We start from the raw sequence: 19,981 nt of genomic DNA, 5'->3' as shown, positions 1-19,981 counted from the left end.
GCTGGGATGAACTGAAGGTGGAAAGCGCTATCCATCTTCGTATACCCTCTTTGTAACCGCCGCGACGAAGCGGTGTCAACCAGGCGGCGTCCTCCGACGTCGCCGGATCGAGGGAGGCGGCGTGCCCGATCTGCCCCGGGTCGCCCTCGTGGGCATCCACGGCTACGGCGTGCACCAGCGGCGCGCGATCGAGGAGCACGAGGCGGCCGGACGCGCGCGCCTCGTCGGCCTCGCCGACCCCGTGCCGCCGGACGACCCGTCCGACGGCGCGCCGCAGACGGCGGTGCCCTGGTTCCCCGACCTGCGCACGATGCTCGACACGGCCCGGCCCGACGTCGTCGTCGTCGCGACGCCGATCCACACCCACACCGACCTCGCGACCCTCGCCCTGCGCGCGGGCTGCGACGTGCTGCTCGAGAAGCCGCCGACGGCGTCGCTCGAGGAGCTCGACCGCCTCCTCGGCACGGTCGCCGAGACGGGCCGGGAGGTCCAGGTCGGCTTCCAGACGTTCGGCTCCGCGGCCCTCGACGTCATCCACGACGCGGTCGCGGCGGGCGAGCTGGGCGAGGTGCGGTCGGTCGACGTCGTCGGCACGTGGGTGCGACCCGAGTCCTACTTCACGCGCAGCGAGTGGGCGGGCCGGCGCACGCTCGGCGGACGCGCCGTCGTCGACGGCGTCGTGACCAACCCGCTCGCGCACGCCGTCGCCGCCGCCCTGCACCTCGCGGGCGCGCGCACCACCGACGACGTCGTGAGCGTCGAGCTCGACCAGTACCGCGCGAACGACATCGAGGCCGACGACACCTCCGCGGTGCGGGTCGTGACGTCGGGGGGCGTGCGGGTCGTGCTCGGGCTGACGCTGTGCGCGGCCACGCACTCGGTCCCGACGGTGACCGTGCGCGGCACCGCGGGCACCGCGACGCTCGACTACTACGCCGACACGGTCACGTTCCGCACGGCCGACGGCGAGCGGACCGTCGCGGCCGAGCGCACGCACCTGCTGACCAACCTGCTGGACCACCGGGACGACCCGTCCGTGCCCCTGCTGTCGCCGCTGCGCGGCACGGGCGCGTTCATGCGCGTGCTCGACGCCGTGCGCGCGGCCCCGGACCCGACGCCCGTGCCGGCGGAGCACGTCGAGCGCGTCACCGACGACGCCGGCACCCACCGCGTCGTGCACGACGTCGAGGCCTGGTGCGCACGCGTCGCGGCCGAGGGCCGGACGTTCGCCGAGCTCGGCGCACCCTGGGCGCGCGGGCAGGTCCACGCCTCAGCCACCCACCCCTCAGCCCACGCCTCCGACGCACCCCGACCCGACCTGGAGGACCGCGCATGACCGCCGTCGTGCACGCCGACGTGACGCCACCGCCCGCCGCCGTCGGGCCGGACGCGCCCGTCAAGGCGCCGCCGTGGGAGCCGCAGCCGCGCTGGTCCCGGCACCACGACCTGCTCGCCGTCCACATGGGTGCGACCGAGGTGCTCCGGTACACCGACGGCACGGGCAGCCCGGCGTTCGACGCGCCGCGGCCGCACCTGCACCCGCTGCGCACGCGCGGCGGCGTCGTGCTCACGGACGCGAGCCCGCGCGACCACACGTGGCACCTCGGTCTGTCGGTCGGCGTGCAGGACGTCGACGGCACCAACCTCTGGGGTGGCCGCACCTACCTGCCCGAGCAGGGGTACACGTGGCGGCACGACCACGGACGCGTGGTGCACCGCTCGTGGCTGCGCCGCATGCCGGGAACCGTCGCGCACCTGCTCACGTGGCTCGACCCCGCCGGCACGCCCCTGCTCCAGGAGGAGCGCGAGCTGTCCTGGTCCGCCGTCGACGACGCGACGTGGCGCCTGCACCTCGGCGTGACGCTCCGCCTGCCGGCCGGTCCGCCGAACGCCGACGAGCGCGAGCCGGTCGCGCTCGGCAGCCCGGGCAGCAACGGTCGCGCGCAGGCCGGGTACGGCGGCGTGTTCTGCCGGCTCGCGCCGTGCCGCGACGTCGAGGTCACGACGCCGCTCGGCTCGGGCGAGGACGCCGTGCACGGCAGCCGGCCGGCCGACGGCGCGCACTGGCTCGCCTGGCGGGCGACCGTCGAGGACCGGCCCGTGACCGTCGCCGTCGCCCCGGGCGACGACGTGACGGCGCAGGACCCGTGGTTCGTGCGGGTCTCGTCCTACCCGGGCATCGGGTCGGCGCTCGCCTGGGACCGTCCGCTCCTCGTCGGGGAAGGATCTCCGGTGCGCCGGACGTTCACCTGGGTGTTCGCCGACGGGCGCCTGCCCGACCACGCCGTCGAGGCCGCCCTCGCCCCCGGGCACCGGAAGGACCACCGATGACCACCGACGCCGCCACCGCCCTGGCCGACGCCACGCTGCTGCTGCGACCGGACGACGACGTCGCCGTCGCGACGCGCGACCTGCAGTCGGGCACGGTGCTGCTGCTCGACGACGGCGCGCCGCTGACCGTCACGCAGAGCGTGCCGCGCGGCCACAAGCTCGCCGTCCGGCCGGTCGACGCGGGCGCGCCCGTGCACAAGTACGGCCAGTCGATCGGCCGGGCCACCGTGCCGATCGCCGTCGGCGACCACGTGCACACGCACAACCTGGGGATGGCCGACGTCGACCAGGACTACGAGTTCGGCACCGCGCGCGTCGTCCCGCCCGCGCCCGAGGGACCGCGGCCGACGTTCCAGGGCTACCGCCGCGCCGACGGGCGCGTGGGCACGCGCAACTACGTCGCGATCCTCACGTCCGTGAACTGCTCGGCGAGCTCCGCGAAGCTCATCGCGGACCAGTTCCGCGGGCCGGTGCTCGACGCCTTCCCGAACGTCGACGGCGTCGTCGCGCTCACCCACACCTCGGGCTGCGGCATGGTGCCGACGTCGGAGGGCGGGCAGATGCTGCTGCGCACGCTGCGCGGGTACGCGACGCACCCCAACGTCGCCGGGCTGCTCGTGCTCGGGCTCGGCTGCGAGATGCTGCAGGTCGACCAGGTGCTCGGCGGCGTCGAGATCCCGAGCGACACGCTCGTCCAGCAGCTGACCATCCAGGAGAGCGGCGGCATCCGGCGCACCGTGCGTGCGGGGGTCGAGGCGATCCAGGCGATGCTCCCCCAGCTCGACGCGCGCCGGCGCGAGGAGTGCGACGTCAGCGAGCTCGTGCTCGGCCTGAACTGCGGCGGGTCCGACGGGTACTCGGGGATCACGGCGAACCCGGCGCTCGGCTGGGCGTCCGACCGGCTGGTCGCGTGGGGCGCGCGGTCGGTGCTCGCGGAGACGCCCGAGGTGTTCGGCGCCGAGCACCTGCTGACCCGGCGCGCGGTGTCGCCCGAGGTGGGGCAGCGGCTGCTCGACCGGATCGACTGGTGGCGCGCGTACGCCGAGCAGGGCGGCGGCTCGCTCGACAACAACCCGTCCCCCGGGAACAAGGCCGGCGGCCTGACGACGATCCTCGAGAAGTCGCTCGGGGCGGTCGCCAAGGGCGGCACGGCCGAGCTCGCCGCCGTCTACCAGTACGCGGAGCCCATCTCGGAGCCCGGGTTCGGGTTCATGGACACCCCGGGGTACGACCCCGTGTCCGTGACCGGGCTGGTCGCGGGCGGCTCGAACGTCGTCGTGTTCACGACCGGGCGCGGCTCGGTGCTCGGCTGCAAGCCGACGCCGTCGATCAAGGTCGCGACCAACACGCAGATGTACCTGCGGATGGCCGAGGACATGGACCTCAACGCCGGGCGCATCGTCGACGGCACCGCGACGCTCGAGCAGGTCGGGCAGGAGATCCTCGACAAGATCCTGCGCGTCGCGAGCGGCGAGACGACGGTCAGCGAGGAGCTCGACCTGGGCCAGGACGAGTTCATCCCCTGGCAGCTCGGCACGGTCACCTGACCGCGGCGGTCAGTCGCGCTGCTCGGCGATGCGCTTGATCGTCGCCAGGCGGGCGTCCCAGGTCGCCGCGAGGGCGGTCAGGCGGCGCGCCGTCGTCGTGAGCGGCTCGGGGCGCACCTCGTAGCGCACCTCGCGGCCGGTCCGGGTCGCGACCACGAGCCCCGCGCGCTCGAGCACCGCGAGGTGCTTGACCACGGCCTGCCGGCTGACCGGCAGCCCCGCCGCGATCGCGGTCGCGCTGCCCGGCCCGCCCGCGACGGCGTCGAGGACGGCCCGGCGCGTCGGGTCGGCGAGCGCGACGAGGACGTCGTCGACGGGGTCGTGGGGCGCCGGCGGCTGCGGGGTGTCCGAGGGCGCTCCAGGTCCTGGCGGCATCGAGGGGACCGACGGTTCAGGGGGCACGGTCGTCCCGGGTCAGGGCTGCGCGTCGGCGCTGAGGCCGGCGACGTACCGGGTGAGCTCGCCGAGCTCCTGCTGCCAGCCCTCGACGTTGCCCGCGCGGTGCTCGGCCCGCCGCTCGGCGGACATCTCGAGCGTGTCGAAGCCGGACTCGACCACGCGCAGCAGCGTCGCGTCGCCGTCGGCCCGGAGCGTGAACTCGATCTGCGTCTGGTTGCCGGGCTCCGGCTCGACGTCGGGCGCCTCGCTCCAGCGCACGACGAGCCGGGTCGGCGGCTCGACGACGTCGATCCGTGCCCGGTAGGTGCCGTACTCGGCCCAGCGCAGGGTCATGGCGCCGCCCGGGCGCAGGTCCACCTCGCCACCCGCGTCGGCGAACCACGTGCCGACGTGCTCGGCCTGGGTGATCACGTCCCAGACCCGCTCCATCGGCGCCTCGATCCTCACCTCGGCCTCGATGGGCTCCGTGGTCCCGGCCGGGCTCCCGGCCGCCGTCGTCTCGGTCATCGTCGTCTCCTCGCTGGTGGTGGACGTGCAACTTCAGAGTTGCACTCGATCCCGACCAGCGCAACCCCTTGGTTGCACCGACGTCGTGCGGCACGCTGGGACGCGCTGACGACGACCTCGAGGGGAGCGCACATGCTGAGCAGGGTCACCGCCGCGGAGCTGCGGATCGGGACGGGCCGGACGAGCAGGTTCGAGGGCGAGGAATACGGGTCCGAGGTCTCGTTCTTCCTCGTCGACTCCGACCCGGGCCAGGGGCCGTCGCTGCACCGTCATCCGTACACCGAGACGTGGGTCGTCCTCGAGGGTGAGGCCACGGTCACGGCCGACGGCGAGGAGCACCACGCGGCGGCCGGCGACATCCTCGTGGTGGGCGCCGGCACGCACCACAAGTTCGTCGCGACGGGCACCGGTCCGCTGCGCATGGCGTGCATCCACGGCTCGCCGCGGATGATCCAGGAGAACCTCGAGTAGCGCCGAGGTGGTGTCGGGCCGGCCGCGGGTGACCAGCAGCTACGGGCGGGGGGTGGGCTTCGGGTACGCCTGCCTGGGCAGCTCGTAGGCCAGCTCGACCGCGGTCTCCGCCGCCTCGTCGGCCGTGAGGCGGTGCTCGGCGACGAGCCGCGCGAGGTAGCCCGCGTCGATCCGGCGCGCCAGGTCGTGCCGCGCGGGGATCGAGAAGAACGCGCGCGTGTCGTCGACGAACCCGGTCGTGTTGTAGAACCCGGCCGAGTCGGTGACGAGCTCGCGGAAGCGCCGCATGCCGTCCGGGGTGTCGAGGAACCACCACGGCGCGCCGAGCTTCATCGCCGGGTAGACCCCGGCCATGGGTGCGAGCTCGCGCGCGAAGACGGTCTCGTCGACCGTGAACACGATGAGCCGCAGCCCGGGGTGGTGCCCGAACGACTCGAGCAGCGGACGCAGCGCGCGCGTGTACTCGGCCGCCACCGGGATGTCGTAGCCGACGTCGGGGCCGCGCTCGCCGAACACGCGCGCGTCGTGGTTGCGCAGCACACCCGGGTGGATCTGCATGACCAGGCCGTCCTCGGCGGACATGCGCGCCATCTCGTGCAGCATGTGCCCGCTGAACGCGTCGGCGTCGGCCGACGACGCCTCGCCGCGCAGGGCCGCGTCGAAGATCCGGCCCGCCTCCGCGGCGCTCAGCGGCGTGGTGTCCGCGCGCAGGTGGCCGTGGTCCGTCGCACGCGCCCCGCGCTCGACGAACGCGGCCCGACGCTGCTCGAGCGCGCGCACGAAGCCCTCGTACGAGCCGACGTCGACCCCCGAGCGCTCGGCGAGGAGTGCGACGTCGTCCCGCCAAACCGGGCGGTCGACGTGCAGCAGCGCGTCCGGCCGGAACGTCGGGACGATGCGCTCACCCCAGCCCCGCTGCGCGAGGTCGGCGTGGTCCGCGAGCGTCGCGGTCGCGGCGTCGGTGGTCGCGAGGATCTCGAGGCCGAGGCTGTCCACGAGGGCGAGCGGACGGAACGCGTCGGTGCTGAGCTTCGCCTGCACCTCGTCGTAGAGCTGGTCGGCCGTCGCGGCCGACGGCGGCGCGCTGACGCCGAACACCTCGACGAGCACGTGCTCCATCCAGTACCGCGTGGGCGTGCCGCGGAAGAGCTTCCAGTGCGTGCAGAACGTGCGCCAGATGGCTCGCGGATCCGTCTCGACCGGGCCGCCGTCGAGGCGCGGGACGCCCAGCGCGTCGTGCGGCACCCCCTGGGAGACGAGCATCCGGACGAGGTAGTGGTCGGGCACGACGAAGACCTCGGCCGGGTCCCCGAACGGCTGGTCCGCCGCGAGCACGGCGGCGTCCACGTGACCGTGCATCGAGACGATCGGCAGGTCCTTCGTCTGCGCGTAGAGGTCGCGCGCGACGTCACGCGTGGCCGGGTCCGCCGGCAGCGCGCGGTCGGGGTGGAGCGTCCAGCGCGCCGAGGACGGAGCGGACATCGGGGCCTCCTGATGAGACAGCGTGAAACGTGATCCGCGCCCATCCTTGCGCCGTGCGTGCGTCGATGCCAACCCTCGGGGCCCTGCGAGCACCGTGCCCCGTGCCGGGCGCGCGCCTCTTGCGCCCACGCCGTGAAGCGTGCTGCACTCTCGATCATCCTGTTTCACAGCCGATCCGCCCCGGTGGAGAGAGGTGGGGACCGTGCCCACGCTGCGCGACGTCGCCCGAGCTGCCGGCGTCTCCCCCGCGACCGCGTCGCGTGCGCTCGCCAACCCGGCCAGCGTCTCGGCGGGCAAGCGCGAGCGCGTGCACGCCGCCGTCGCCGAGCTCGGCTACCGGGCCGGACGCGACGAGCCGGCCGGCCAGCGGCGGCTGGGGCTCATCGTCCCCGACATGCAGAACCCCTTCTTCTCGGGCATCGCCAAGGGGGTCCAGCACCGCGCCCGCGCGGCCGGCCTCACCGTGGTCGTCGCCGACGCCGACGAAGACCCGCGGCTCGAGACCGAGCTCGTGCACCAGATGACGTCCGAGGTGGACGGCATCGTGCTGTGCTCGCCGCGCATGCCCGACCAGGCGCTCGCCGCCCTGCCGCAGTCGCCGCGCATCGTCCTGGTCAACCGGGAGTCGGAGCACCTGCGCTCGGTCGTCATCGACAACGAGGACGGCATCCGGCAGGCCGTCGCCCACCTGCACGCCCTCGGCCACCGGCGCATCGCCTACGCCGGCGGGCAGTGGGGCTCGTGGTCGGACCGCGAGCGCCGCCGCGGCCTCGAGATCGCCGCGCACGCCACCGACGGCGTCGAGCTCGTCCAGCTCGGCCACTTCCCGACCGTCTTCGCGGGCGGCGTCGCGGCCGCGGACCTCGTCGCCGCGAGCGGCGCGACGGCTGTCGTCGCGCACAACGACCTCGTCGCGCTCGGGATCCTCGACCGCCTGCGCTCGCGCGGCACGGACGTCCCCGGGCGCGTCTCCGTCGTCGGCTTCGACGACATCCCGGCCGCGACGCAGGTCTCGCCCGCGCTCACGACGGTCGCCGTCCCGCTGCGCCTGCTCGGCCGCGCCGCGGTGGACCTGCTCCTCGACGAGGTGGACCACGGCGCGACCGGCACGGTCGACATCGCGACCGACCTGGACGACGACGAGCCGCGCACGCAGCGCATGGCCGTCTCGCTCGTCGTCCGCGCGTCGAGCGGCCCCGTGCGCGCCGCCGACGCCTGAGGCCAGCACCCGGACCACGACCCGCACCAGCCGCAGACCAGCAGGACGCCAGCCGCACCTTCCCAGGGGGACCCATGACCGACCGGCTCTCGCCGACCACGCTCGCGCACGCCGCCGGACGCGCCGACGTCAGCGGCCCGGCCGTCGACCCCGGGGCGACCACGGTCGGCGTCGTGCACCTCGGCGTGGGCGCCTTCCACCGCGCGCACCAGGCGGTCTTCACCGAAGCCGCCGCCGCGGCTGCGGGCGAGTCGCACTGGGGCATCTTCGGCGTCACTCCGCGCAGCCGGCGCGTCGTCGACCAGCTCGAGCCCCAGGGCGGGCTCTACTCGGTGCTGACCAAGGGTGCCGGCAGCACGTCGCTCCAGGTCATCGGCTCGATGCGGGACGTCGCCCACCTCGGCAGCCGCAGCGCCGACGTGCTCGCAGCGATCGCGGCGCCCACCACGCACGTCGTCTCGACGACCGTCTCCGAGAAGGGCTACCACCGCGCGCACGACGGCCGCCTCGACCTCGCCGACGACGCCGTCGCGGCCGACGTCGCGACGCTCCGGTCCGAGGTCGGCGGCACGACGTCGGACGACGCGGCGCGCACGCCGGTCGGCGCGATCGCGCGCGGGCTCCTGCGCCGGGCGGGGCACGGGACGCCGATCACGGTCGTGTGCTGCGACAACATGGTCGACAACGGCCACGTCCTGCGCGGCCTGGTCGAGGACCTGCTCGACGCCGCCGGTGCGACGGAGCTGCGGACGTGGCTCGACGACGCCGTGCGCTTCCCGATGACGATGGTCGACCGGATCACGCCCGCGACGACCGAGGCGCACCACGCCGAGGCCACCGCGCTGCTCGGCCTGCGCGACGAGGGCCTCGTCGTCGCCGAGCCGTTCCGCCAGTGGGTCGTCGAGGACGACTTCGCCGGCCCGCGTCCGCGCTGGGAGCTCGCCGGTGCCGTCCTCACGCGCGACGTCCGGCCCTACGAGCGCGCCAAGCTCCGCATGCTCAACGGCACGCACTCGGCCGTGGCCTACCTCGGCGCGCTGCGGGGGCACCGCATGATCGACGAGGCGCTCGGCGACCCCGAGGTGCTCGGCCTCGCCCGACGCCTCATGGACGAGGACGTCATGCCCACGCTCGAGGCGCCCGAGGGCGTGGACCTCGCCGAGTACCGCGACTCGATCCTCGAGCGCTTCGCGAACCCCGCGACCGGCTACACGACGCTGCAGGTCGCGGGCGACGGGTCGCAGAAGCTGCCGATGCGCATCCTCGGCACGGTCGCGGACCGGCTCGCCGCCGGGACGGTCCCCGCGGCGGCCGTCCGGACGCTGGCGGCCTGGATCGCGTTCGTGGCTCGCGGGCGCGACGTCGAGGGACGCGAGCTCCCGCTCGACGACCCGCTCGCCGACCGCCTGCGCGAGGCGGCGTCGGGCGACGACGCCGGCCTGGCCGACCGCATGCTCGCCCTGCGCGCCGTCTTCCCGGAGCAGGTCGCGGACGACCCCCGCTTCCGCGAGGCCCTCCGCACGGAGGTCCGCGACCTCCTCCGCACCATCCCCTGACCTACCCCACCCACCCGCCGGTACCCGCCTCGGCACCCGCCCCCGGGGTACGCACACTGGAGCGTTCTCGTGCGGCACGCCCGCGTGTCACCACGAGAACGCTCCGGTCTGCGTGGGGTTGGCGGTGTGCGTGGGGTGGCCGTGCGCGTGGGGGTGGCCATTCGCGTCGGGGTGGCAGGCGCATGGAGGGGCGTCTTGACGCATCCAGGGTTCGCTCCTACGGTTGGGAAAGCGCATTCCGCGTTCGACGACGACGTCGGCGTGGTCTTGCGTGAAGGCTCGCACCACCCGCTCCCCGGCCGCCCGCGGCCGCCTCGACCCGCACGGAGACACCATGGCGACCCCCGTCCTGCGCATCGCGATGAACGGCATCACCGGGCGGATGGGGTACCGCCAGCACCTCGTGCGCTCGATCCTCCCCATCCGCGACGCGGGTGGCGTCGAGCTCGCGGACGGCACGCGCGTCCAGGTCGAGCCGGTGCTCGTGGGGCGCAACGAGGCGAAGATCCGGGAGATCGCCGAGCAGCACGGCGTCGAGCACTGGACCACCGACGTCGACGGCGTCCTGGCCGACCCCGACGTGCACATCTACTTCGACGCGCAGGTGACGTCGCGTCGCGCCGCCGCGCTCACCCAGGCGATGAAGGCCGGCAAGCACATCTACACCGAGAAGCCGACGGCCGAGACGCTGCACGAGGCGGTCGAGCTCGCCCGCACCGCGAAGGACGCCGGGATCACGGCCGGCGTCGTGCACGACAAGCTCTACCTGCCCGGTCTCGTGAAGCTGCGCCGGCTCGTCGAGGAGGGCTTCTTCGGCCGGATCCTGTCGCTGCGCGGCGAGTTCGGGTACTGGGTGTTCGAGGGCGACGTCCAGCCCGCGCAGCGCCCCTCGTGGAACTACCGCAGCGAGGACGGCGGCGGCATGACCGTCGACATGTTCTGCCACTGGAACTACGTGCTCGAGGGCATCCTCGGCGACGTCAAGGCCGTCACGGCGAGGACGGCGACGCACATCCCCCGCCGCTGGGACGAGCAGGGTCGCGAGTACGCCGCGACCGCCGACGACGCCGCCTACGGCATCTTCGAGGTCGAGACGCCGGCGGGCGACCCGGTGATCGCGCAGATCAACTCGTCGTGGGCCGTGCGCGTCTACCGCGACGAGCTCGTCGAGTTCCAGGTGGACGGGACGCACGGCTCGGCCGTCGCGGGGCTGCGCAAGTGCGTCGCCCAGCAGCGCGCGCACACGCCCAAGCCCGTGTGGAACCCCGACCTGCCCGTCACGGAGCCCTTCCGCGACCAGTGGCTCGAGGTGCCCGCCAACGGCGACCTCGACAACGGCTTCAAGCTCCAGTGGGAGGAGTTCCTGCGCGACGTCGTCGCCGGGCGCGAGCACCGCTACGGCCTGCTCTCCGCCGCGCGCGGCGTGCAGCTCGCGGAGCTCGGCCTGCAGTCCTCGGCCGAGGGCCGTCGCCTCGAGATCCCCGCGATCTCGCTGTGACGAGCGCGACGGCGCCGACGCCACCGTCGGCGGAGGGGGCCGACGGCGACCTCGCGCGCCTGTCGCTCAACACCGCGACGACCAAGGCGCTCACGCTCGCCGAGGCGGTCGACGCCGCCGTGCGCGCCGGCCTGCCGGCCGTCGGCCTGTGGCGTGACCGCGTCCAGGAGGCCGGCGTCGAGAAGGCCGCGCGGCTGGTCGCCGATGCGGGCCTTCGGGTCTCGTCCCTCTGCCGCGGGGGCTTCCTCACGGCCGCCGACGACGCCGGCATCGCCGCGGCGCTCGAGGACAACCGGGCCGCGATCGTGGAGGCGGCGACGCTCGGCACGCGCGAGCTGGTCTTCGTCGTCGGCGGGCTCCCGGCGGCGACGGCGCCGGGCGGCCCGGCCGCGCCGTACCCGGCCGACGTCGACCCGGCCCGCGACCTCGTCGCGACCCGGCAGCGCGTCGCCGACCGCATCGCCGACCTCGTGCCGTTCGCGCAGGAGCACGACGTGCGGCTCGTCCTCGAGCCGCTGCACCCGATGTTCGCGGCGGACCGCGCGGTCATCTCGACGCTCGGCCAGGCCCTCGACCTCGCGGCGCCCTTCCCGCCCGGGACGGTCGGCGTCGTGGTCGACACGTATCACGTGTGGTGGGACCCGGACCTCGAGCGCCAGGTCGCGCGCGCGGGCGCCGAGGGTCGCATCGCGTCGTACCAGGTGTGCGACTGGAGCCTCCCGCTCGCCGCCGACGCCCTGCTCTCGCGCGGCTACATGGGCGACGGGTACGTCGACTTCGCGTCGATCACGCGGTGGGTCGCCGCCGCGGGCTACACGGGCGACGTCGAGGTCGAGATCTTCAACCAGGGGATCTGGGACCAGCCCGCGGACGACGTCGTCGCGACCGTCGCCGAGCGCTACCGGCGGCACGTGCTGCCGTTCCTGTGAACCCGCGCTGACCTCCACGGACACCGGCACGGACCCGGCAGCGACCGCCCGGACCGCCCCGTCCTCCGGCACCACACGGAGGGCGGGGCCGGGGCACTGCCCATGATCGACACGTCCGCTGGGTGGGACCGCCGTTTGCCACGGGCCGCCCGCCCTTGTGACGGTGGAGGTGCCCGAGATGCCGCACGCGGCATCGACGACGAACCGAAGGAGAGCCTCGTGCTCACACTGACCGACAACGCCCGCCACGCCGTGCAGGACATCGCCGAGCGCGCGGGGCTGCCGGAGCAGGGCGGCCTGCGCATCGCGCAGTCCCCCGCCCAGGACGGCTCGTTCGAGCTGTCCCTCGTCGCGGAGCCCCCGGCCGGTGACGACGTCATCGCGGCCACGGAGGGCGCGCACGTCTACGTCGAGCCGGAGACGGCTGCCGTGCTCGCGGACCAGCAGCTCGACGCGGTCCAGTCCGAGGAGGGCCCGGGCTTCCTGCTCGCCGCCCAGGTCTGACCCGCACGTCGTCGCAGGCCGTCCCCGCTCGCCGGGGGCGGCCTTCGTCGTCCCGCGAGGGTGCCGGGGGCGCGCGACGGGTAGGGCGACGACCCTCAGCCCGCGAGCGCCGCCCGGAGGAACGCGATGTCCTCGGCCTGACGCTCGGCGGGCGTCTCGACGAGCGCGTCGCAGCCCGCCTCGCGCACCACGTGGGCGATGAGCTCGGGCGGGATGGTGCCGGTCGCGAAGTTGGCGTGCCGGTCCCGGCTCGACCCGAACTCGTCGCGCGAGCTGTTGGCGTGCACGAGATCGATGCGTCCGGTGATCGCCTTGACACGGTCGACGATCGTCTCGAGGTCCTCGCCCGCGGCCCACGCGTGGCAGGTGTCGAGGCAGAAGCCGACGTCGTACCCGCCGATGGCGTCCCACAGCATCGCGATCCGGTCGAGCGTCCGCGCGCACGCGTTCTCGCCGCCCGCGGTGTTCTCGACGAGCACCAGCACGGGGAACGTCGCGCGCTCGAACGTCTTGCGCCAGTTGTCGACGCCCGCCGCGATGTCGTCGCCGTCGCCCACGTGGCCGCCGTGGACGATGAGCCCCTTCCCGCCGAGCGTCGCCGCCGCGGCGGCGTGCTCCGCGATCATCTTGCGGCTCGGGATCCGGATCTTGTTGTTGGTCGACGCGACGTTCACCAGGTACGGCGCGTGGGCGTAGACGCCCAGGCCGGACGCGACGACGTCGGCCGCGTCCTCGCGCGGGACCGGCTTCTTCCAGCCCTGCGGGTTCGCGAGGAAGAACTGCACCGCCTCCGCGCCCACCTCGGTCCCGGCCGCGACCGGGTCCTCGTCGCGTACGTGCGCTCCGATCAGTGCCATGCCGCCAGGCTAGACGAGCGGTCAGTACCCCCGCGGCTCCGGGTCCTCCAGCGTGAAGGTGCGCGGGGCGTCGTCCTGCGGCGTGAACGTGCGCGGGGCGTCGTCCTGCGGCGCGAAGGCGTACGGCACGTGGTCCTGCGGCCCGTAGCCCGACGGCGGGTACCCGTACGGTCCGGGGCCCGACGGCGGGTACCCGTACGGCCCGGAGCGGGCCAGCGGGCGGGTGGCCGAGCGGATCAGCCGTAGGAGCATGACGCCCGGGAGCCCGTAGAGGACCGGGGGGAGGCTCCCCATGAGCGCCGTCGACACGTCGCCCGAGCTCAGCGGCCCGAGCACTCCGGACGCACCGAGGGCGACGTGGATGATCGCGACGGCCAGCAGCTGGCCCGAGCGCCCGCGCTCGGCCGCGCGGCGGCCGCGCACGGTGAGCACGGTGACGAGCACGGCGACGGCGAGCACCGCGAGGCCCACGACGGTGATCACCGCGGCGATCATCATCCCCAGGCCCGCGAAGACGGCCTGCGACGAGCTGGCCGAGCTGTCCGCCACGGCGAGGGCGATCCCGGCGCCCGTCGTGACGACGCCCGCGAGGATGCCCAAGCCGTTGAGCACGATGACGACCGTCGACCACGGCTGGTGCGGCACGGGGGGACCGACCAGCTCGACCCGTGGCGGACCGACCCGCTGCTGCACTCCGGCCGAGGGGCCGTACCCGTACACCGACATGCGGCCTCCCGTGACGTCGAGCGGGACGCTACCTGCGGGGACGCGCGCCGGGACCGGCCGTGCGGGGGACGGGCCTGAAGTTCACCCGGCGTGGGTCGTGGCGGGCCGCCCGCCGGCCCGTGCCGGGAGCACGGCCGGGACCAGCCCGGGGAGCAGCTGCGGCAGCAGCTCGGCGAAGCGCTCGCCCATGTGGCGCTGGCCGGCCGCGTCGGGGTGCAGCAGGTCCGGCATGGGCATCGCGTCCCACGCCGCCCAGCCGAAGAGCTCGAGGCCGTCGAGGTACCTCAGGTGCGGGTCCGACGGCGAGCGCCGCGCGACCACTTCCGCGAGCGCCTCGCGGATCACCCCGAGGCTCAGCTTGCCCTCGGCGAGCTCCTCGGGCCGTCCGGTCGTGCGGAACACGGGCGCCGTCGCGGGCGAGGCCGGGTCGATCGACGTCGGGCCCGGGCAGTCCTCGACCATCGGGCACAGGATCGGCGAGACGACGGCGACCGGCGTCGTCGGGTGCCCCTCGCGGATCGTGTCGAGGAACCCCTCGACCGCCGGGACGAACGCGCGCAGCCGCATGACGTCGTGGTTGACCACGTTGATCCCGAGCTTGAGCGTGATGAGGTCCGCGGGCTGGTCGCGGATCGCGCGTGCCACGAACGGGTCCAGCACGGCGTTGCCCGAGAAGCCGAGGTTCACCAGGTCGAGCCCGAGCGACCTCGCCGCCACGACGGGCCACGTGCCCGTGGGCCGGTCCGCCGAGGCGCCGTGGCTGATCGAGCTGCCGTGGTGCACCCAGCGCGGGCGGGGGGCGGGCGGAGACGTCGCGACGTCGTCGTCGGCCCGCAGCGCGACGAGCGTCACGACCTCGCCGAAGGCCGGCCACAGCTCGACGTCCTTCTCGCCCGCCGGCAGGTCGAACGAGAGCGTCTCGACGGGCGCCGGCGTCCACCGGCCGCGGCGGGTGGCGTAGTCCATCTCGACCAGTCCGTGCCCGTCGCCCGGCACGACGGTGTCGACGACGACGCCGTCCGCCACCGCCTCCCACGCCTGCGCGGGCGGGACGACGCCCGGCTCGCCGGACGGCCGGTTGACCGACAGGGTCCGCCGCAGCCGGACGTCGAGCTCGACGCGGCGCGCCGCCGTCCGGAAGGCGAGCCGCACGCCGGACGGCTGCTCCTCGCACATGCGGACGAAGTCGTCGGGCATCTGGGCGCGGGCGGCGGGCGGCAGCCGGTGCAGCACGAGCCCGTCCGACGTCTGCTCGACCTCGGCCACGCCCCGCACCTCCACGGGCACGGCGACGGGACCACTGCCCCCGGCCACGCCGCCGAGCGGCACGTCGCGCATCACGCCCACGAGGATGTCAGCCGGCGCTCAGTGGACGTTGCCGTGCTCGCGGAACTCGCGCCACACGTTCTCGAAGAAGTCGTCGTCCTCGGGGATCGGGCGACGCGGCCGCCACCGGAGCGTCGTCGCGCCCTCCTCGCCCGAGCCGCCGTCGGGCGACCACGACGCCTCCTGGACCTCGTCGTCGAGCGCACCGCCGTCGAGCCGGAACCGGAAGATCTCCGGCAGGTCGAGCTCGGCGTCGGCGTCGGGGCCGTACCCGCGGTGCGGCAGCGAGCCGTCGGGGTCGGTGTAGAGCACCGACCCGCGCGAGCGCCCGCCGTGCTCGACGTAGTCGACCATCGCGTGCAGGTAGACGTACGCCGTCGTGAGGATGTCGCGCACGAGGAAGGTGCGGTTGACCGCCCGGCGCGAGCCGCCGTCGGCCGAGACGAGGTCCGAGTACTCCCCCAGCCACGCCGTGACCTGCTCGAGCGCCTCGCGCACCGACGCGGGTGAGCGCACGGGGCCGGCCTTGGCGCTCATGAGCACGCCGACGTCGCGCAGGAGGTCGCCGGTGTTGTCGGGCACGCCCGACGCCGCCCGCGCCGTGGCCGCGGCGACCAGGCCGTGCGCTCCCTCGACGGCGGCCGCGGCGGTGTCGTCGAACCCCTCCCCCGGCGGGACGACGTCGGGGCCGCGCCGGGCCGCGATGAACTGCGCCGCACGCGTCGCGCCGACCTGCCCGCTGTTGAGCGCCGCGCCGCCGGGCCGGTAGACGCCGTGCGCGCCGCCCGCCTCGCCGACCGGGAAGAAGCCCGTGACGTTCGAGTGCCACCACGCGTCGACGAGGAGGCCCCCGTTGTTGTGCTGCGCGCACACGTCGACCTCGAGCATCTCCTGCTCCAGGTCCACGTACGGGTTCTTGCCCAGGTAGAACTGGTAGGCGGGCTCGTTCATGCGCCGCAGGCGCTCGATCGGTGTGCCGAAGAGCACGCCCGCGCGCTCGAGGTAGGAGTACGCCTCGGGCGAGAGCGCGCTGGGGTCGAACTCGTCGCGCACCGGGTTGCGGCGGAAGTCGAGGAACACGCGGCGCCCGCGGAGCACCGTCTCGCGGTAGACGAGCAGGTCGACGAGCGAGGACCCGTCGACCGCCTTCCGGATGTCGAAGGGCCACTGGTAGCCCTTGAGGAAGACGAGCGACATGAGGCGGCCGTAGTCGGGGATCGCCTCGGTGAGGAACTCGCGCTCGTCGCCGCCGTCGGCGTCGGTCGAGACGAAGCGCGGGATGACCTGCATGTACGTGCCCGAGACGTTCCAGCGCGGCTTGGTCGACGCGAGGCCGAACTGCCACTCGGTGAGGTTCTTGCCGTGCACGCCGGCCCGGTACGCCGCGCCGGACGCGCCCCACTGACCGTTGGGGAACACGCGCGTCGCGTACATCCCGGCCGGGCCGCCCGTCGCGTAGACGAGGTTCGAGCAGCGGAAGAGCAGGAACGGCGACGCCGTCGGGTCCGCGGGGTCCACGTGCACGTCCGTCCGGAGCACGAGCAGGCCCGTCACCTCGCGGCCGCCGTCGGGCGCCGGCCGGGTGAGCACCTCGACCACGCGGCACTCGTCAAAAATGCGCGTGCCGTTGCGGTGCACCTTCTTCTCGAGCTGCTCGACCATCGAGCGCGACGTGTACGGCCCGACCGACGTCGCCCGGCGGCGGGGGTCGTGGTCGGTCTTGTAGCCGATGAACTCGCCGTACCGGTTCTGCGGGAACGGCACGCCCAGGTCACACAGGCGCAGGAAGCCCCGTGCGGAGAGCGCGGCCTCCGCGAGCGCGTTGTCACCGTCCATCGCGCCACCGGAGTACAGCGTCTCGGCCATCTCGCGCACCGAGTCGCCGTCGCCCCCGGAGAGCGTGAGCTTGTAGTAGGTCTGCTTGTCCGAGCCCGCGTTGCGGCTCGACCCCGCGTTGACCTTGTCCGCGACCATGACGACGTCGTCATGGCCCAGCTCCCACAGGCGGTCGGCCGCGCAGAACCCGGCGGATCCCGTGCCCACGACGACGGTGGTCGCCGTGACGACCGGGACCTCCCGGCCGGCGATGCGCAGGGTCACCGGTTCGTGGGTGGGTGCAGGCTCGTGCGTGGTCACGGGTGCGGCTCCAGGTCGGGGTCCTCGGGCGGGGAGGTCAGAGGCGGGGGATGTGCATGCCGCCGTCGACGTGGAAGACCTCACCCGTCGAGTACGGCGTCTGGCCGGACGCGAGGATCGCGACGGCGCCCGCGACGTCGGCCGGGCGGCCCCACCGCGCGATCGGTGCGATGCCGCCCTCGAACAGCGCGTCGTACCGCTCGGTGACGGCCGACGTCATGTCGGTCGCGATCACCCCGGGACGCACCTCGTGCACGACGATCCCCTCGGGCGCGAGCCGCGCCGCCCACAGCTGCGTCGCCATCGCGACGCCGGCCTTGGAGACGCAGTAGTCGCCACGGTTGGTCGAGACCGTGGTCGCCGAGATCGAGGACACGTTGACCACGGTCGCGACCGGGCCCGACGGCGGCTCGGGCAGCGCGTCGAGCGGCCCGCGCAGCGCGATGACGCGGTTCGCGAAGGTCTGCGTGAGGAAGTACGGGCCGCGCAGGTTGATGCCGAGCACGCGGTCGAAGCTCTCGGTCGTCGCCTCGAGGATGTCGGCGCGGACCGTCGGTGCCACGCCCGCGTTGTTGACGAGGAGGTCGAGGCGGCCCCACGCGTCGACGGCGTCGTCGACATAGCGGACGTGGTCGTCGGGCTCGGCGACCGAGCCACGCACGTAGCGGACGAGGGCCGGGTCCCCCGCGAGGTCGCGGAGCTCGGCCATGACGTCGGCCGGCTCCTCGCGCGTGGCGAGGATCGAGACGGCGAAGCCGTCGACGAGCAGGCGGCGGGTGATGCCGAGGCCGATGCCGCGGTTGCCGCCCGTGACCAGCGCGGTGCGCGGCATCGAGACCTCCGTGTGCTCGTGGGGCGGTGCGCCTCGGAGTCGCACCGCGGTGCGGGCTGCCGCCTCGGCCCCGATCCTGGCACGCGCGCCGCGCGTTCGGCAAGCGCTTTCCCGCTTGCGGCAGCGCGTCGTCGTCGGGCGCCGCAGTTCTGGAACCGAAGCGACGCCCCAGCGTCGCCTCTGTTCCAGAAGTCGCAGGCCCGGAGGCGGAGCCTCGCCGCCCTGACCGACGCTCCGGGCGCGCGTCGGCGCCGTCCGGCCTACGGTCGGGATCAGCCCGCACGCCCACCGCGACCGCTGGAGGCCACCGTGACGCCCGTCGACCCGCACAGCGACCTGCCGGAGCCGACCGACCCGCGCATCCGCGAGGACCGGCCCACGCTCTCGGGTCTCCCCGACGATGCCCCGGACGAGCTCCGCGCGACGCTCTCGGGCGGGGACCCGGACCAGCTGCCGGTCGAGGACGCGGACGACCGCTGACCGTCGCGCCCCACGTCAGGGATGGGGCCGCCGCCCCGTCCGCGACCAGCCCGTCCGCCGTGACGAGCACGGCGCGCGCGTGCCCCGCCAGGGGTCGACGTACGTCCCGCGGAGGACCCCCCGGGCGCTGTGCCACGGACCGAGCACGGTGAGCGGGCCGTCCACCTCGAGGGGATCGCCGCCCGAGAACCACGACGACGCCCCGTAGCGCTCACCTGGCTGGATACTGGCGCGGTGATCGACCTCAAGAAGGAGATACCCGCCTACGGCGCCCGGCGCGGGCGGTTCGACGTCGTCACCGTGCCGCCGCTGCACTACCTCATGGTCGACGGCCGCGGCGACCCGAACACCGCCCCGGCCCACGCGGACGCGCTCGCGTCGCTGTACCCCATGGCGTACACGCTGAAGTTCCTCAGCAGGCGCGAGCTGGGCCGCGACCACACCGTGATGCCGCTCGAGGGCCTGTGGTGGGCCGACGACATGTCGACCTTCACCAGCGCACGCGACAAGGCGCGCTGGAGCTGGACGATGATGATCGCGGTCCCGGACTGGATCACCACCGACCACGTCGACGCCGCGCGCGAGCAGGTCGCGCGCAAGGGCACCGCGCCGGTGCTCGACGCCGTCCGGCACGAGCTCCTCGACGAGGGGCTGTGCGTGCAGACGCTGCACGTCGGCCCGTACGACGACGAGGGCCCGGTGCTCGCGGCGATGCACGACGAGTTCATCCCCGGCGAGGGCCTCCGGATGACGGGCCGCCACCACGAGGTCTACCTCGGCGACCCGCGCCGCTCCGCGCCCGAGCGGCTGCGGACGATCCTCCGCCAGCCCGTCGCCCGCGCGTAGCGGCGCCTCATCTCCGGTTCTGGAACGGGATCCGCGGTCCGGCCGCCGGATCGGTGCCAGAACTCGCAGGCCTGACCGCTGGGGAAGGCCGCTGTGGAGGCCGCGAGCGCGTCGGTGGCGGCACGTAGGGTGGTCGGGTGCTGTCGTCCCCCCAGTCGTCCGGTCCGAGAGACGCCGGGCCGCCGCCCGAGGACCTGCCGTACGACGTCTCGTACGACGACGAGCCGCCCTACGACCCCGAGTACGACGCCGCCCCGCCGCCCGGGGCCGGGTGGGCGGCGCCCGCCGCATCCGGCGGGACCGGCGCGCGGCGGGCACAGGCCGAGGCCTCGGCC

At 74.5% G+C, this 19,981-nt stretch carries 20 protein-coding genes; 12 read left to right on the top strand and 8 right to left on the bottom strand.

Annotated features, from left to right (window positions below):
• Window positions 1–121 precede the first annotated feature (121 nt).
• Genes ICW40_RS12335 through ICW40_RS12325 form a run of 3 tightly spaced genes read left to right on the top strand, consistent with a single transcriptional unit; the run spans window position 122 to window position 3,878 of the window.
• Complete coding sequence (locus ICW40_RS12335; protein ID WP_308121778.1) at window positions 122–1,336, top strand: Gfo/Idh/MocA family protein; 1,215 nt, start codon at window positions 122–124, stop codon at window positions 1,334–1,336.
• Window positions 1,333–2,331 carry a DUF6807 family protein gene (locus tag ICW40_RS12330; RefSeq protein ID WP_221654318.1) on the top strand — a complete coding sequence of 333 codons (999 nt, stop codon included), beginning with the start codon at window positions 1,333–1,335 and terminating at the stop codon, window positions 2,329–2,331. Before ICW40_RS12335 ends, ICW40_RS12330 begins: the two co-directional genes overlap by 4 nt.
• Window positions 2,328–3,878, top strand: coding sequence for a UxaA family hydrolase (locus tag ICW40_RS12325; protein ID WP_221654317.1), 1,551 nt, complete (start codon window positions 2,328–2,330; stop codon window positions 3,876–3,878). The genes ICW40_RS12330 and ICW40_RS12325 overlap by 4 nt, the downstream gene beginning before the upstream one ends.
• Before the next feature lie 9 nt (window positions 3,879–3,887).
• Here the strand turns inward: ICW40_RS12325 and ICW40_RS12320 are convergent, their stop codons facing one another.
• Window positions 3,888–4,253: an ArsR/SmtB family transcription factor gene (locus ICW40_RS12320; protein ID WP_221654316.1), complete on the bottom strand. Its 366-nt coding sequence runs from the start codon at window positions 4,251–4,253 to the stop codon at window positions 3,888–3,890.
• A 39-nt stretch (window positions 4,254–4,292) separates the two neighbouring features.
• Window positions 4,293–4,784, bottom strand: a complete 492-nt coding sequence (locus tag ICW40_RS12315; RefSeq protein WP_221654315.1) for an SRPBCC domain-containing protein — start codon at window positions 4,782–4,784, stop codon at window positions 4,293–4,295.
• A gap of 132 nt (window positions 4,785–4,916) precedes the next feature.
• Here ICW40_RS12315 and ICW40_RS12310 point away from each other — a divergent pair, with 132 nt between their 5' ends.
• Window positions 4,917–5,255, top strand: coding sequence for a cupin domain-containing protein (locus tag ICW40_RS12310; protein ID WP_221654314.1), 339 nt, complete (start codon window positions 4,917–4,919; stop codon window positions 5,253–5,255).
• A 39-nt stretch (window positions 5,256–5,294) separates the two neighbouring features.
• Here the strand turns inward: ICW40_RS12310 and uxaC are convergent, their stop codons facing one another.
• A complete protein-coding gene (gene uxaC / locus ICW40_RS12305) occupies window positions 5,295–6,737 on the bottom strand; it encodes a glucuronate isomerase (RefSeq protein WP_221654313.1) in 1,443 nt (480 codons plus the stop codon).
• Window positions 6,738–6,939: 202 nt separating this feature from the next.
• On the opposite strand from uxaC, the gene ICW40_RS12300 reads away from it, so the two are divergent.
• From ICW40_RS12300 to ICW40_RS12280, 5 genes are all read left to right on the top strand, one after another.
• Window positions 6,940–7,956, top strand: coding sequence for a LacI family DNA-binding transcriptional regulator (locus ICW40_RS12300; RefSeq protein ID WP_221654312.1), 1,017 nt, complete (start codon window positions 6,940–6,942; stop codon window positions 7,954–7,956).
• 74 nt (window positions 7,957–8,030) lie between these two features.
• The gene (locus tag ICW40_RS12295; RefSeq protein ID WP_221654311.1) at window positions 8,031–9,512 is read left to right on the top strand and encodes a mannitol dehydrogenase family protein; all 1,482 of its coding nucleotides are present in this window, start codon (window positions 8,031–8,033) and stop codon (window positions 9,510–9,512) included.
• 334 nt (window positions 9,513–9,846) lie between these two features.
• Window positions 9,847–11,010 (top strand): Gfo/Idh/MocA family protein, encoded by a 1,164-nt coding sequence (locus tag ICW40_RS12290; RefSeq protein ID WP_221654310.1) that lies wholly within the window; start codon window positions 9,847–9,849, stop codon window positions 11,008–11,010.
• On the top strand, window positions 11,007–11,939 hold the full coding sequence (locus ICW40_RS12285) for a sugar phosphate isomerase/epimerase family protein (protein ID WP_221654309.1): 933 nt from the start codon (window positions 11,007–11,009) through the stop codon (window positions 11,937–11,939). Before ICW40_RS12290 ends, ICW40_RS12285 begins: the two co-directional genes overlap by 4 nt.
• Window positions 11,940–12,158: 219 nt before the next feature.
• Window positions 12,159–12,443, top strand: coding sequence for a hypothetical protein (locus ICW40_RS12280; protein ID WP_221654308.1), 285 nt, complete (start codon window positions 12,159–12,161; stop codon window positions 12,441–12,443).
• Between the two features lie 95 nt (window positions 12,444–12,538).
• Here ICW40_RS12280 and ICW40_RS12275 read toward each other — a convergent pair whose 3' ends face one another.
• The 5 genes from ICW40_RS12275 to ICW40_RS12255 all read right to left on the bottom strand — a co-directional run bounded on the left by ICW40_RS12275 (window position 12,539) and on the right by ICW40_RS12255 (window position 18,320).
• A complete protein-coding gene (locus ICW40_RS12275; protein WP_221654307.1) occupies window positions 12,539–13,300 on the bottom strand; it encodes a deoxyribonuclease IV in 762 nt (253 codons plus the stop codon).
• A gap of 21 nt (window positions 13,301–13,321) precedes the next feature.
• Window positions 13,322–14,026: a hypothetical protein gene (locus ICW40_RS12270; protein ID WP_221654306.1), complete on the bottom strand. Its 705-nt coding sequence runs from the start codon at window positions 14,024–14,026 to the stop codon at window positions 13,322–13,324.
• An 81-nt stretch (window positions 14,027–14,107) separates the two neighbouring features.
• On the bottom strand, window positions 14,108–15,364 hold the full coding sequence (locus ICW40_RS12265) for a GDSL-type esterase/lipase family protein (RefSeq protein WP_221654332.1): 1,257 nt from the start codon (window positions 15,362–15,364) through the stop codon (window positions 14,108–14,110).
• 27 nt (window positions 15,365–15,391) lie between these two features.
• A complete protein-coding gene (locus ICW40_RS12260; RefSeq protein WP_221654305.1) occupies window positions 15,392–17,488 on the bottom strand; it encodes an FAD-dependent oxidoreductase in 2,097 nt (698 codons plus the stop codon).
• Between the two features lie 37 nt (window positions 17,489–17,525).
• A complete protein-coding gene (locus ICW40_RS12255) occupies window positions 17,526–18,320 on the bottom strand; it encodes a 3-ketoacyl-ACP reductase (protein ID WP_221654304.1) in 795 nt (264 codons plus the stop codon).
• A gap of 309 nt (window positions 18,321–18,629) precedes the next feature.
• Between ICW40_RS12255 and ICW40_RS12250 the strand changes: the two genes are divergently transcribed.
• The 3 genes from ICW40_RS12250 to ICW40_RS12240 all read left to right on the top strand — a co-directional run.
• Window positions 18,630–18,800: a hypothetical protein gene (locus ICW40_RS12250; RefSeq protein ID WP_221654303.1), complete on the top strand. Its 171-nt coding sequence runs from the start codon at window positions 18,630–18,632 to the stop codon at window positions 18,798–18,800.
• 234 nt (window positions 18,801–19,034) lie between these two features.
• Window positions 19,035–19,646, top strand: coding sequence for a GyrI-like domain-containing protein (locus ICW40_RS12245; protein WP_308121777.1), 612 nt, complete (start codon window positions 19,035–19,037; stop codon window positions 19,644–19,646).
• A gap of 137 nt (window positions 19,647–19,783) precedes the next feature.
• On the top strand, window positions 19,784–19,981 hold a 198-nt coding region (locus ICW40_RS12240), incomplete at its 3' end, for a hypothetical protein (RefSeq protein ID WP_221654302.1).

This window comes from Actinotalea ferrariae, from assembly GCF_019733465.1.
Classification (GTDB): Bacteria; Actinomycetota; Actinomycetes; order Actinomycetales; family Cellulomonadaceae; genus Actinotalea; species Actinotalea ferrariae_A.
The sequence above is the reverse complement of the archived record's forward strand: the minus strand, read 5'-3'. Positions and strand labels throughout refer to the sequence as shown.